Raw genomic sequence first — 13,541 nt, 5'->3', positions numbered from 1 at the left:
CGAGCGAAAATGCCCTTTGCAAAGGTTCAAGTTGATGGCCGACAGCGTGACTCTTCAAGGCATCACCCGCCACCTCGGTGGTCAGTCGATTCTCGACCAGGTGTCGTTATCCATCCCCGTTGGCCAAACCTGCGCGATCGTCGGGCCGTCCGGGTCGGGCAAGAGCACCTTGCTGAACCTGATCGGGCTGCTCGACCAGCCGTGCAGTGGCCGGCTGCTGGTCGATGGCCATGACATGACCCGGGCCAGCGCGGCGCAACGGGCGATCATGCGTAATCGCAGCCTGGGCTTCGTGTTCCAGAGCTTCAACTTGCTGGCGCGGCTGACGGCGCTGGACAACGTCGCGCTGCCGTTGAGCTACCGGGGTATCGGCCTGCACGCGGCGCGCCGGGCGGCTGAGCTGCAACTGGCGGCGGTGGGTTTGCAGGCGCGCAGGCTGCATTACCCGGCGCAGTTGTCCGGTGGCCAGCGCCAGCGGGTGGCCATCGCCCGGGCACTGGTGACCGAGCCGCGCCTGCTGCTGGCTGACGAGCCTACCGGCAACCTGGACGGCACCACCGCCGCCGACATTCTGCTGTTGCTCAAGGCGCTCAACCGCGAGCGCGGGCTGACTCTTGTGATGGTCACCCACGACCCCGGCATGGCCAGCCATATGCAGCGCTGCCTCCAGGTGTGCGGCGGGCAGGTGAGCGATGTGCGGGCCGCCTGAGCACTATGGCCCCGGGTTGCAGATGCGCCTGGGCGAGAGCGTGGCCAGCTTGCGCCAGCTCGGGCGCCGGGCGTGGCTGGCGGTGCTGGGTATCGCGGTGGGCTGCGCAGCGGTGGTGGCGCTGCTCAATGTCGGGCACAGCGCGGCCATGCATGCGCAGCAACTGTTTCAGGGCATGGGCAGCGAGTTGATGGTGGCCAACCTCATCCCGGTCGAAGACAGTGCAAGCCGCGTGGCCGCCGTGCTGGACCTGCAGGCGCTGCCGGCTGCGTTGCGCGGCCTGGCGCCGATGGCCATGGCGGTGGCCGATGCACGTAGCACCAGCGCCTGCCAGTCGGTGATGGTGGTCGGCAGCACGCCGGCCCTGGCCGGGGTGCTGGGCTTGCAGGTGCAGCAGGGGCGGCTGCTGGCAGCCCGGGATGCCGACAGCACCCACGTGCTGTTGGGCGCGGGCCTGGCGCAGCAGCTGGGCGCCTCGGCGGGTGGCCGCTTGCAGTTGGGGCGCTACCTGTTCGAGGTGGTCGGCGTGCTGGCGCCACAGGGCTATAACCCGATGGTGCCGGTAGCCGTGGACGATGCGCTGCTGATGCCGCTACCGGGCCTTCGGCGATTGTCGGCTTCGGCCCAGCCCAGCGTGGTACTGGCGTTGGCGGGCGACGGCGCGGGCGTGGCCGAGGCGGCAAGGGTGCTGCAGGTGTTTCTGCAAGGGCGGTTGCCGACGGTGCAGGTGGAAGTACTGCTGGCGCAGCAGTTGCTCGACGGCATGGCGCGCCAGGCCCGGCTGTTCACCGGCCTGCTTGCCGGGCTCGGGGCGATTGCCCTGCTGGTGGGCGGGGTCGGGGTGATGAACGTGATGCTGATGAATGTCAGTGAGCGCCGCCGCGAAATTGGTGTGCGCATGGCGTTGGGCGCACGGCCTGTGGATATCGCCTGGCTGTTTCTGCTCGAAGCCGCGTTGCTGGCGGTTGCGGGTGCCTTGCTCGGTGCGCTGGTCGGCCTGCTGGCAGCCTGGGCCTTTACCGCTGGCAGCGGCTGGCTGCTGCGCCTCGACCCCTGGTCGATACCCCTGGGGGTGGCGAGCGCCTTGGGCTGCGGGGTGTTCTTCGGGTTGCAGCCGGCGTTGGCGGCCGCGCGCCTGGAGCCTGTGGTGGCGCTGCGCGATGATTGAGCTGCGTGGGCTGCTGGTACTGCTGTTCGGTTTGCCCGCCGTTGCCGGGCAAAGCCTGGCACCGTCGCAGCCGAGCCAGGCGGGCTCGGTATCGGCCAGGGCCTACGCGGCGGCGCAGGCGCCGCAGGTGGAGTTGGCCCTGGCCGATGCCGTGGCCCTGGCGTTACGTGACAACCGGGCGATACGCAGCGCTTACCTTGAACGCATTGCGCAGAAGTTCGACTTGCGCGTGGCCTATGACCGTTTTGCCCCACAACTGACGCTCAAGGCGCGCTACCTGGGCAATCGCAACCACGCCGACCGCTACCGCCAGGCCGACCTTGCGCCGGCGGCCAGCCTGCTGACCCCCTATGGCACACGGGTGAGCCTTGATTGGGCCTACGGGCATACCCGCGCCAATGCGGCTGGCCCGCGCTATCGCGATGGGGCCAACCTGATGGTCATTCAGCCGTTGCTGCGCGGGGCGGGCCGCGAGGTCGCCAGCGCGCCCTTGCGTCAGGCGCAGTTGAGCGAGCAGGCCAACCGCCTGGCGCTCAAGGATACGGTGGCGCAGACCATCACCTACACCATCGGCCTGTACCGTGAGCTGCTGCGCGCCCAGGAACAACTGCGCATTGCCAGCGACGCCCTGCTGCGCGCCAACCAATTGGTCGAAGTGAACCACGCGCTGATCGCTGCCGGGCGCATGCCGGCCTTCGACATCGTTCAGGCCCAGGCCCAGGTGGCCAGCCAGGAGCTGGCCCTGGAGGGCAGCCGCAACCACCTGCACGCCAGCCGGCTGGCCCTGCTGCAGGCCCTGGCGCTGGACCTGGCCACGCCCTTGCAGGCAACCGAGCTGCCGCAGGTGCAGCGCCTGCAGGTGGATGCCGGCCAGGCCCTGTTGCAGGCCGAAGCGCTGCAGCCCGGTTACCTGATGCAACTGATTGCAGAGCAGCAGGCCCGTATGGGTGTGCACCTGGCGCGTGACGAGCAGCGCTGGGACCTGTCGCTGCTGGCCGGGGCCAGCCAGGCCCGTGAGCGCCCCGGCAGCCGCCGTGACTGGGAGCAGTATGTGGGGCTGGAACTGGAGATCCCCATTGGCGACCTCAGCCGTGGGCAAGCGCTGGTGCGCGCGGAGGTTTCCTTGGCCAGCCAGCAGGAGCGCATGGCCGAAAGCCGCCAGCAACTGCAACGCCAGGTCGCCGATGCGGTGCGTGATATCGACGTGCGCTGGCGCCAGCAGGAGATCGCCGGGCGTGCGCTTGAACTGTCCCGGCGCAAGTTGGAAATCGAACAGGAAAAGCTTGCGCTGGGGCGTTCCAGCAACTTTCAGGTGTTGAGCTTCGAGGGTGATTTGCGTGATGCCCAGAGCGTTCAGCTGGATGCCCTGATTGCCTACCTGAATGCCCAGGCTGCGCTCGACCTGGCCCTGGGCACCACGCTGGACAGCTGGGATGTGGCGCTCAATGACTAGGCTGGGGCTGGGGTTGTTGGCGGCGTTTGCCGTGGTTGCGCTGCTGATGGCATGGCACCCCTGGCAGGGCGCTGGCGAGCTTGCCGAGCAGGGGCGCTGGGTGCGCGCAGAGCCGCAGGTGCTCGAGCGCCGGCTGGGGCTGCTGGGGCGTATTCAGCCCGCGCAGCAGGTCACCTTGGCTGCACCTTTCCAGGGTTCGGTTCAGGTGTTGTTGGTACAGGAGGGGCAGCAGGTGGTCGAGGGCCAACCCTTGCTGGAGCTGGATACCACGCAGTTGGACATCCAGTTGCGCGAAGCGGATGCCCAGCGGCTCAAGGCCAGCCGTGCGTTGCGCGAGTTGCAGGGATGGGCGGACGGGCCGGAGGTGGCCCGGGCACAACGTGCGTTGACCGTAGCCACACGTGCGCTACAGCACAGCGAGGCGGCGCTGGAGGATACCCGGCGTTTGTTCGGGCGCGGCATTGTCGCGCGTCAGGAGCTGGACACCCTGAGCCAGCAAGTCAGCGCCCAGCGCCTTGAGCAGGTCAGTGCCAAGGACGAATTGCAGCAGACTTTGGCGCGGGGCGCGGGTGATTACCTGGCCATCGCCCGGATGGAGCTTGGCAATGCCCAGGCGCGCTACGACGGGCTGGCGGCACTGCGCGACCAGCGTGTGCTCAAAGCGCCGTTTACCGGGCTGGTGACCCGCCCGGCCAGTGAGGCGCAAGACCGTCAGCGGCTGGTGGAAGCCGGTCAACTCGCCAGCCAGGGCATGCCATTGCTCGGGCTGGTCGAGCTGGGCCGCTTGCAGGTTTCAGCAGCGCTGGAGCAGGGCGATCTGGCCAAGGTGCGCGAGGGCATGCTGGTCGAGGTCACCGGGGATGGGTTCGCCGGGCAGGTGCTGCAGGGTGAGGTGGTGTCGCTGGGTTTGCAGGCCAGGGAGGGGGAAGGGCAGGGCGCTTGGTTCGATGTGCTGGTGCAGCTTGCCGCGCAGCCGGAACCGCTGGCCTTGGGGGTGAGGCTGGGTATGCGTGTGCAGGTGGCGGTTGTGCTGTATCGCAGCGAGCAGGGTATCGCGGTGCCCGAAGAAGCCCTGCGCACCGACCCGGCTGGCCGGCATTATGTGGTGTATCGGGCAGACGCCGGGCATGCCGGGCAGCAAGTGCCGGTGGTGGTCGGGCAGGCAGTGGTGCAAGGGGTACAGGTCGAGGGGCTGGCGGCAGGGGAGGTGCTGCTGCCGTGAAAAACTGTGCCCGCAGCCGGGCACGATACCTGTAGGAGACCACACAGCCCTCTAGGGCTGCGCTGTCGCGCAGAGAACTGGGCACGAGCCCGCCGCAGCCCCTGTGGGAGCGGGCTTGTCGGGGTGCCGAACCACCGCGAAGCAGGCGACGCGGTGTCTGGCACCGGCTTCGCCGGTGTTCGCGGGCAAGCCCGCTCCCACAGGCCCCTGCTAAATCAATGAGTTGTAGTTTGTTCTATGAGAGCCGGCTTGCCGGCGATGAGGCCGGGCCTGCAAATAAAAGCACAGGCCAGTGTTGTGGCTGCTGGCCCTATCGCCGGCAAGCCGGCTCCTACAGGGGTTGCGCCCGGTCGCGGGCTTGCGGCGGGTCAGTCTTCGGCGTGATCGCGCAAGAACACCAGGTGGTCCGGCTTGGACTGCTCGGCGCTGTAGTAGTAACCCTGCACGTCGAAGGCCTTGAGCTGCTCGGGGTCATTGATGCGCTGCTCGATGACGAAGCGGCTCATCATGCCGCGGGCTTTCTTGGCATAGAAGCTGATGATCTTGTACTGGCCGTTCTTCCAGTCCTTGAAGTCGACGTTGATCACCCGCGCTTTGAGCGCGCTCTTTTTCACCGCGCTGAAGTACTCGTTGCTGGCCAGGTTCAGCAGCACGTCGTCACCTTGCTCGGCCAGGGCCTGGTTCAGCCATTCGCTGATGCGCGTGCCCCAAAAAGCGTACAAGTCCTTGCCGCGGGCGTTGGCCAGCTTGGTGCCCATCTCCAGGCGGTAGGGCTGCATCAGGTCCAGCGGGCGCAGCAGGCCGTATAGGCCGGAGAGCATGCGCAGGTGCTCCTGGGCGTAGCTGAAGTCGTCCTCACTGAGAGTTTCGGCGTCCAGCCCGGTGTATACGTCGCCCTTGAACGCCAGCAGTGCCTGCTTGGCATTGGCCGGGGTGAAATCCGGGGTCCAGCTGCCGAAGCGCGCGGCGTTCAGGCCGGCGAGCTTGTCCGACAGGTGCATCAGCTCGGCGATTTGCGCCGGCGACAGCTCGCGCAGCTGCACGATCAGCTCTTGAGAGTCGTCCAGGTACTGCGGCAGGGTGTGGCGTTGGGTGACCGGCGGGGTGTCGTAGTCGAGGGTCTTGGCGGGGGAAATCACCGTCAGCATCGGTTCGGCTCCTGTAATCGTCGGGTGATTCTACGGGGCTGGCCGGGCTTCGCCAAACTATGGCGACGATAGACACCGAACATCAGGGCGCGGCGCGCTATAGTGCGCGCCATGCCTTCATCAGGGAGATTGCCCATCGTGCGTATCGCTACTGCCTTGCTGGCCGGGCTGCTCAGCCTTGGCGTGCAGGCCGCCCCGGCGGATTTCGTCAGCCTCGACCGCAACCTGTGGCCCGAGCAGCTGGACAGCCCGGCGCTGTTCGATGTGGCCTCGCGGGCCGAGATCCTGTCGTTCGCCCGGGTGCTGCACGAAAGCGAGATGCTCGATGAGCAGGCCCTGGCCACGCGCCTGGGGCTCAGGCAGGTCAACCTGCCGGTGGTGCGCGCAGTGCGGGCGCGCCTGTGGCAGCGGTTGTGGACCAGCTACCAGCAGGCCCAGCGCAGTTGCGGGCAGGATGCCTCGTTCTGCTACCCGGTGGCGTCGATGGCTGACTTGCGCATGCAGGCGGCAATCTTCGCCACTGATGTTGGCACCTTTTATACCGGCTGGGTCGAGCCCAGCCATCAGTTCCACAGCCGCTACCTGGATGAACAGCTGCGCAAGGCCGCGGTGTTCCCGCAGACCAGCAGCGAGGTGGACAAACTCTCCAGCCGCGAGCGCAACGGCGAGGAGTTGAACGACCGCATGTTCCTGCTGACATTCGTCGGCGGCCCGGGCCCCGAAGGTAGCAGCACCGACGCGCTCACCGGCTACTTGCGCCGGCAGAAGCTCGAGGGCATCTTCTTCGTGCTCGGCAACCGCTTCAAGCAGCGCCGCGACGCGGGGCCGGTGGCCAGCTTGTATGCCGGGCAATGCGTGGGTATTCAGGGCTGGGAGTACCGCTCCCACGCCCAGTGGCAGGGCTGGCAGGATTCGTTGCGGCGCAGCCAGGCGCAGGTGCAGGCCGACCTGCCCGAGCTGTACGTGCCGCTGTTCCGTCCGCCCTACGGGCAGCGGCGCAGCGATGGCGAAGGCTTCATGGCCAGCCAGCAGTTGCGCGTATCGTTGTGGGATATCGACGCCCAGGATGACGGGCCATTGAGCGCCGAGGCTTCGGCGCAGCGGGTGATGACCCTGATGCTGTTGTGGCGCAAGGGGGTGATCCAGTTCCGCGACAGCCTGCCCAAGGCGCAGCCGGCGCTGGAGTGGTTGCTGCAGCATACGGCGCAGAGCGGGATCGGTTGGGAGGATTGTCAGGGGTATGGCTTGAGGGAATAGATGGCCTGCGGGAGCAACTGTCTTGCTCAATGTCCAAAAGCTTGCACGATCCCTGTGGGAAGCGGCCTTGTGTCGCGATGGGCTGCGTAGCAGCCCCGGCGATGTTGCATGAGGTCTAGATCCTGGGGCTGCTACGCAGCCCATCGCGACACAAGGCCGCTTCCCACAGGTTGCATCGGGATCAGCCAATGCGCTTTGTAGGAGCCGGCTTGCCGGCGATGAGGCCATTATAGGCACACCTGATCTCTGACTTTAGTCCCGCCCGGCCCCCCCGCCAACCCCTGTTCGTCAATTGGAAAAATAAACTTCACCCAAGCGTAAAAAGTCTTTTTTCGGTCATGGTTTTTGCGGTATGAAGAAGTCAGACAGCCGAACCCTGCAGCACAGGTGGCGTCATCCAGGCCCTCCTGTCAGGTGCGCTCCCCGCCCGTAACGACGCGGATACGGGGAGATCGGCGGTCACTCTGCGGCGCAGCAGTTCGCGCCGTGTCGCTACCACATAAGGTGACCGAGTATGGATGACCAAGGACGCAACCCTTCCTCCAGCAAGCCAATCCTGTATGTGCTCGATACCAACGTCCTGATTCACGACCCCAACGCCCTGCTCAACTTCGAGGAGCACCACGTCGCCATACCGATGACGGTGCTGGAGGAACTCGACAAGCTCAAGACCGGCAAGCACACCATCGCCGCCGAATGCCGCCAGGCCATCCGCCTGATCGACCAGACCTTGGGTGATGCCTCGCCCAGCGATGTCGAACGCGGCGTGCCGATCCAGCGTGGCAAGAGCGGGCCCAAGGGCTTCCTGTCCATCCTCATGAGCACGCGCAACGAACCCAACCGCGTGCTCCCGGAAAACCTCGCCGACAACATCATCATCAACCAGTTGCTGGACCTGCGCAGCAAGCGCGCCGACCTGGACGTGATCCTGGTCACCAAGGACATCAACATGCGCCTGAAGGCGCGCGCCTGCGGCATCGCCGCCGAGGACTACAGCACCGACCAGTTGGTCGACGACGTCTCGTTACTGTCCAAGGGCTACCACTCGGTCACCGGCTCCTTCTGGGACCGGGTCAGCAAGGTCGACACCCGCCAGGAGCGCGGCCGCACCTGGCACCGCGTGCAACTGCTCGAGGCGCTGCCGGCGGTACACATCAACGAGTTCATCATCGACGAACAGGGCTTCGTCGGCTGGATCAAAGGCATCCGTGAAAACGAGCTGCTGCTGCTCGACCTGCACCAGGAGCCATTGCTGCACCAGGAGGCCTGGGGCCTGAAACCGCGCGACATCCACCAGAGCCTGGCGCTGTTCGCCCTGCTCGACCCGGATATCCACCTGGTCAACCTGACCGGCGCCGCCGGCTCCGGCAAGACCATCCTGGCGCTGGCTGCTGCCATCGAGCAGACCATGGTCAGCAAGCGCTACCGCCGTATCATCGCCACGCGCAGCGTGCAGGGGCTGGACCAGGAGATCGGCTTCCTGCCGGGCACCGAAGCGGAGAAGATGGAGCCCTGGCTGGGCGCCATCACCGACAACCTCGAAGCCTTGCACATGGATGACGAGAGCACCCATGGCAGCGTCGAATACATCCTCGAGCGCGTACCGCTGCAGTTCAAATCGCTGAACTACATCCGCGGGCGCAGCTTCCAGCAGAGCCTGATCCTGATCGACGAGTGCCAGAACCTCACCCCGCACCAGATGAAAACCATCATCACCCGTGCCGGCAGTGGTTCGAAGGTGGTCTGCCTGGGCAACCTGGCGCAGATCGACACCCCCTACCTGTCCGCGACCAGCTCGGGGCTGACCTACCTCACCGAGCGCTTCAAGGACTTCCCCCACGGCGTGCACATCACCCTGCAGGGTGTACCGCGCTCGGTACTGGCCGAGTACGCCGAGTCGCATCTGTAAACCTTCCAGGCCGGGCGGGTTGCGCCCGGCTTGGCCTGAGCCAACTGGGGCCGCGTTGCGGCCCTTCGCGGGTAAACCCGCTCCCACAGGGACGGCGCATGCCTTGAGGTGAGCGCCTAACCTGTGGGAGCGGGTTTACCCGCGAAGGGCTGCAACGCAGCCCCAATCTGCCTGCTCAGAAGTCATAAGCAAGCTTGGTGTACCAGTAACCCCCACCCGGATAGAACGGCGGGTTGCCATAAGGCGCCAGGCCCAGGGCGCTGTACACCGCGTGGTCATCCGGGCGCTCGTTGAAGATGTTGGTGCCGCCAATGCTTGCGGTCAGGTGTTCGCCGAAGCTGTAGCTCACATCCAGATCAGTGATCCATTTCGCGCCGAAGCTGCGGTCGCCGCTGGGGTTCACCGCCAGGGTCTTGACCGAGCCGTAACGGGTGGTTTGCAGGTTCACCGCAAGGTCTGCCAGCTTCCAGTTGGCGCCGACGATCCACTTGGTTTTTGGCGAAGCGTCGGTCAGGTCGCCCTCCCGGTCGCGGCCCACCAGGTTGACCCCCGAACCTGCCAGGGCGGCCGGCGTGTCACGGGTGCCTTCGATGGTGGTCTTGTTCCAGTTGAAGGCCAGGTTCCAGCGAATGTCGCCCCAGGCACCGAGCAAGGTGGTGTGGTCGGCGACGATATCCAGGCCGCGGGTGCGGGTGTCGAAAGCGTTGGTGTAGTAGTTGACCCAGGTACCCGGCGCCACCCCCTGCGCCGCAAGGATGCTGTTGATCGCGCCATTGCCCTGGTCATAGATGTTGGTGGTGAGGGCGATACGGTCATCGATATCGATCAGGTAGGCATCGGCGGTGATGCTGGTGCGCGGCGCCGGTTGCCAGGTCAGCCCCAGGCCCAGGTTGCGGGACTTTTCCGGTTTCAGGTCGTCGCCGCCCAGGGCCTTGGCCAGCGCGCTGCCGGACGGGGTAAGGCGGGTCACGGCGGGCACCACGTTGCCGTTGACGTCGGTGGCCACGCGGTTGTCGGCCACGGTGTAGCCGATCTGGGTCAGGGAGGGCGCGCGAAAGCCGGTGCCGATGGTGCCGCGCACCGCCACGCTGTCGGTCAGCTCGTAGCGCGAGTTGAGCTTGAGGCCAAAGGTGTTGCCCGAGTCGTCGTCGTAGTGCTCCACACGGCCGGCCACGTCGAGGAACCAGCGCTCGGTGAGGTCGAAGGCCAGGTCCAGGTAACCGGCGTAGTTGTTGCGGATCAGGCTGACCTCGTCTTCGGGGCGAATGGTCACGGCCGCCTGTGCGCCGGAGGCTGCCGGGTAGGTGCCGGTGATGTAGGCCTCGGGGTCGCCGGCAAAGGTGCTAAAGCGCTCCCAGCGGTGTTCCAGGCCTGCCGATACCTGTACCGGGGTGGTCAGGTCGAACAGGCTGTCGTAGTGGCGGGTGATGTCCAGGTTGTTGGTCCACTGCTCGAAGCGGAAGGTGGCCAGGTTGTCGAAGCGGGTCGGCGAGGCGGTACCCAATGACGGGTTGATGTTCAGGTCGCTGGAGTGGTGCACGTTGTTGCGCCCGTAGGTGGTGCTCAGGTCCCAGTTCCAGTCCGCCGCCTGGCCCTTGCCGCCGAACAGCAGCTGGTAGTCGCGGTCCTTGATGTTGTTCAGCGGGTAGTAGCCGTCCGGGAACACTTCGGGTACGGCGGCGGTGCCGGTGGGCAGGCGAAAGTAGTTGGCGGCTTCGGCGTCGCGCTCGCCGTAGGTGGAAAACGAATACAGGGTCAACCCGTCCAGCGGCAGCTCGGCGTTGTAGGCGAGGTTGAACGCCTTGAGCTCGGGGTCGCCGTTCTTGATTGCCTCGCGGTCCCAGGCCGCTTCCTTGGCCGGGTCCTGGAAGGCCCGCACGCTGCTGTCGGCCTTGTCGTTCCAGGACGCGCTGCCACGCTTGCGGGCATCGGCAGACAGGTGCACAAAACCGCCGTCGCCCAGTGCAAAACCCTGGTTGCCGGCGAGCTTGATGGTTTCGCCCTGGCCCGAGAACAGTTTGCCGTAGCTGCTTTCAACGTGGCCGCCGGCGTTGTCCGAGCGCAGGATGATGTTGATCACCCCGGCCACCGCGTCCGAGCCGTACTGCGCGGCGGCGCTGTCCTTGAGCACTTCGATGTGGTCCACCGCACTGACCGGGATCAGGTCGATGTCCACGGCATTGGCGCCGCTGTTGTCGATCGAGCCGCGCTGGCCGGTGGCGCCGTTGTGCCGGCGTTTGCCGTTCACCAGCACCAGCGTGTAGGCCGGGCCCAGGCTGCGGTTGCTCAGCGGCCGGGTGACCGAGTTGTAGCCGGCGATATTGGTGCCGAAGTTGAACGACGGCAGCAGCTTGGAGATGGCTTCGGACAGCTCGGCGCGACCGGTCCTGAGCAATTGCTCGCTGTTGATCACGTCGATGGGGGCCGGGCTGTCGGCCACGCTGCGTTCCTGGCCGCGCAGGCCGGTGGAAATCACCGTGACGGTGCCCAGGGTCGGGTCTTGCGTGGCTGCGTCGGCAGCGAAGGGGAGCGCGGAGAGCAGCAGGGTGCTGGCGAGCATCGAGCGCGCAGAAGGGGTAATCGCTGGCATGTGCTGGAAGTATCCGTTGATCCTGGCACTGGCCCGTGGCGTGGGTACAGCTTGATAGGGGGTAGAGGGGTGGTCAGGTCAGTCCTGTCATCAACCTGTTGGGTGTTTCAGAGAAATTAATGCGATAAAAACCAAGTGGGAAAGTCTTTTTATGCATAAGCTAATTATGACAAGTGTTTATTTAGTTTGATTTTAAGATGATTTAATTTGATAACGACGGCGGGCAGTGTGCCGCCAGGCTGCCTTCAAGCGTTTTCTCTTACAAATTTCCTGACTGCCAGGTTTACACTGTCGGCTCCCTTCCCAGGAGCAGAGCAGTGCTGACCCATCTTGATTCCCAGGGGCGCGCCAACATGGTCGACGTCACCGAAAAGGCCGTGACCGCCCGCGAGGCGATCGCCGAGGCGCGGGTGCGCATGCTGCCGGCCACGCTGCGCATGATCGTCGACGGCGAACACCCCAAGGGTGACGTGTTCGCCGTGGCGCGCATTGCCGGCATTCAGGCGGCGAAGAAGACCAGCGACCTGATCCCGTTGTGCCACCCGCTGATGCTCACCAGCGTCAAGGTCGAGCTGCGCGCCGAGGGCGAGGAGGTGGTGCACATCACTGCCCGCTGCAAGCTGGCCGGGCAGACTGGTGTGGAAATGGAGGCGCTGACCGCCGCCAGCGTTGCCGCGCTGACCATCTACGACATGTGCAAGGCCGTGGACAAGGGCATGGTCATCGAGCAGGTGCGCCTGCTGGAAAAGACCGGCGGCAAGAGCGGCGACTACAAGGTGCAAGGGTAATGAAGGTCAGGGTCATGTATTTCGCCCGCTACCGCGAGCTGCTGGGCGTCGATGCCGAGCGCCTGGAAGGCGAGTTCAAGGTGCTCGACGATGTGCGCCAGGCGCTGGTGGCCAAGGGCGGGCAGTATGCCGTGCTGGCCGAGCAGAACCTGATGTGCGCGCGCAACGAGGAGCTGTGCCGGCTGGATGAGCCAGTTGAGGACGGCGACGACGTGGCGTTCTTCCCGCCGGTGACCGGAGGCTGAGCATGGGCGTACGGGTACAACAAGCGGCGTTCGACCCAGGTGCCGAGGTCAATGCCATGCACGCGGCCAACGTTGGCGTGGGCGCGGTGGTGGGGTTTGTCGGCTATGTGCGTGATTTCAACGATGGCCGGGACGTGGCGGGGATGTTCCTCGAGCATTACCCGGGCATGACCGAGAAGGCGCTGCACAAGATCGTGGAGGAGGCCGAGGGCCGCTGGCCGCTGCTCAAGGTCGAGGTGCTGCACCGCATCGGGGCGCTGGAGCCGGGTGAGCCGATCGTGTTTGTTGGTGTTGCCAGTGCGCACCGCCAGGCCGCATTCGATGCCTGCAACTTCATCATGGACTACCTGAAAACCCGGGCGCCGTTCTGGAAGAAGGAGAACACTCAGGAAGGGCCGCGCTGGGTGGAAGGCAAGCAAAGTGACCAGGATGCGGCGGGGCGGTGGTAGCCCGGTGGTGAATGGCCGGGGCTACGCCCCGGTTCGCGGGTAAACCCGCTCCCACAGGGTTCGCGGCGCTGGCTGATTTTGTAGGAGCCGGCTTGCCGGCGATGGGGCCTGGCCTGAAACAACAAAGGCCGGGCCTTGTGTGAAGGCTGCCGGCCTCATCGCTGGCAAGCCAGCTCCTACAGGGGTCGCGGTGCTGGCTGATGCTGTAGGAGCCGGCTTGCCGGCGATAGGGCCTGGCCTGAAACAACAAGGGCCGGGCCTTGTAAGAAGGCTGCCGGCCTCATCGCTGGCAAGCCAGCTCCTACAGGGTTCGCGGTGCTGGCTGGTGCTGTAGGAGCCGGCTTGCCGGCGATGGGGCCTGGCCTGAAACAACAAGGGCCGGGCCTTGTGTGAAGGCTGCCGGCCTCATCGCTGGCAAGCCAGCTCCTACAGGTTTCGCGGCGCTGGCTGATTTTGTAGGAGCCGGCTTGCCGGCGATGGGGCCTGGCCTGAAACAACAAAGGCCGGGCCTTGTGTGAAGGCTGCCGGCCTCATCGCTGGCAAGCCAGCTCCTACAGGTTTCGCGGCGCTGGCTGATGCTGTATGAGCCGGCTTGCCGGCGAT

At 65.8% G+C, this 13,541-nt stretch carries 11 protein-coding genes; 9 read left to right on the top strand and 2 right to left on the bottom strand.

The window, feature by feature from the left end:
* Positions 1–34 precede the first annotated feature (34 nt).
* Genes ACI2KK_RS10345 through ACI2KK_RS10330 form a run of 4 tightly spaced genes read left to right on the top strand, consistent with a single transcriptional unit; the run spans position 35 to position 4,552 of the window.
* On the top strand, positions 35–709 hold the full coding sequence (locus ACI2KK_RS10345) for an ABC transporter ATP-binding protein (RefSeq protein WP_404668857.1): 675 nt from the start codon (positions 35–37) through the stop codon (positions 707–709).
* Positions 693–1,877 (top strand): ABC transporter permease, encoded by a 1,185-nt coding sequence (locus ACI2KK_RS10340; protein ID WP_404668856.1) that lies wholly within the window; start codon positions 693–695, stop codon positions 1,875–1,877. The genes ACI2KK_RS10345 and ACI2KK_RS10340 overlap by 17 nt, the downstream gene beginning before the upstream one ends.
* The gene (locus tag ACI2KK_RS10335) at positions 1,870–3,330 is read left to right on the top strand and encodes a TolC family protein (RefSeq protein ID WP_404668855.1); all 1,461 of its coding nucleotides are present in this window, start codon (positions 1,870–1,872) and stop codon (positions 3,328–3,330) included. Before ACI2KK_RS10340 ends, ACI2KK_RS10335 begins: the two co-directional genes overlap by 8 nt.
* Complete coding sequence (locus ACI2KK_RS10330) at positions 3,323–4,552, top strand: efflux RND transporter periplasmic adaptor subunit (protein WP_404668854.1); 1,230 nt, start codon at positions 3,323–3,325, stop codon at positions 4,550–4,552. The genes ACI2KK_RS10335 and ACI2KK_RS10330 overlap by 8 nt, the downstream gene beginning before the upstream one ends.
* A 368-nt stretch (positions 4,553–4,920) precedes the next feature.
* Here ACI2KK_RS10330 and yaaA read toward each other — a convergent pair whose 3' ends face one another.
* Positions 4,921–5,700 (bottom strand): peroxide stress protein YaaA, encoded by a 780-nt coding sequence (gene yaaA / locus ACI2KK_RS10325; protein WP_404668853.1) that lies wholly within the window; start codon positions 5,698–5,700, stop codon positions 4,921–4,923.
* A gap of 138 nt (positions 5,701–5,838) precedes the next feature.
* Between yaaA and ACI2KK_RS10320 the strand changes: the two genes are divergently transcribed.
* Together ACI2KK_RS10320 and ACI2KK_RS10315 are read left to right on the top strand one after the other, a co-directional pair.
* Complete coding sequence (locus ACI2KK_RS10320; protein WP_404668852.1) at positions 5,839–6,957, top strand: polysaccharide deacetylase family protein; 1,119 nt, start codon at positions 5,839–5,841, stop codon at positions 6,955–6,957.
* Positions 6,958–7,471: 514 nt separating this feature from the next.
* A complete protein-coding gene (locus ACI2KK_RS10315; RefSeq protein ID WP_217841876.1) occupies positions 7,472–8,866 on the top strand; it encodes a PhoH family protein in 1,395 nt (464 codons plus the stop codon).
* 175 nt (positions 8,867–9,041) lie between these two features.
* Here ACI2KK_RS10315 and ACI2KK_RS10310 read toward each other — a convergent pair whose 3' ends face one another.
* Complete coding sequence (locus tag ACI2KK_RS10310) at positions 9,042–11,456, bottom strand: TonB-dependent receptor plug domain-containing protein (RefSeq protein ID WP_404668851.1); 2,415 nt, start codon at positions 11,454–11,456, stop codon at positions 9,042–9,044.
* A 317-nt stretch (positions 11,457–11,773) separates the two neighbouring features.
* Between ACI2KK_RS10310 and moaC the strand changes: the two genes are divergently transcribed.
* Genes moaC through moaE form a run of 3 tightly spaced genes read left to right on the top strand, consistent with a single transcriptional unit; the run spans position 11,774 to position 12,938 of the window.
* Positions 11,774–12,244, top strand: a complete 471-nt coding sequence (moaC, locus tag ACI2KK_RS10305; protein ID WP_404668850.1) for a cyclic pyranopterin monophosphate synthase MoaC — start codon at positions 11,774–11,776, stop codon at positions 12,242–12,244.
* A complete protein-coding gene (locus tag ACI2KK_RS10300; protein WP_404668849.1) occupies positions 12,244–12,489 on the top strand; it encodes a MoaD/ThiS family protein in 246 nt (81 codons plus the stop codon). The genes moaC and ACI2KK_RS10300 overlap by 1 nt, the downstream gene beginning before the upstream one ends.
* 2 nt (positions 12,490–12,491) lie before the next feature.
* Entirely contained in the window at positions 12,492–12,938 is a 447-nt protein-coding gene (moaE, locus tag ACI2KK_RS10295) for a molybdopterin synthase catalytic subunit MoaE (RefSeq protein ID WP_404668848.1), read from the top strand.
* Positions 12,939–13,541: the final 603 nt, after the last annotated feature.

The organism is Pseudomonas sp. NPDC089406, from assembly GCF_044900265.1.
GTDB classification, from domain to species: Bacteria; Pseudomonadota; Gammaproteobacteria; order Pseudomonadales; family Pseudomonadaceae; genus Aquipseudomonas; species Aquipseudomonas fakonensis.
The sequence above is the reverse complement of the archived record's forward strand: the minus strand, read 5'-3'. Positions and strand labels throughout refer to the sequence as shown.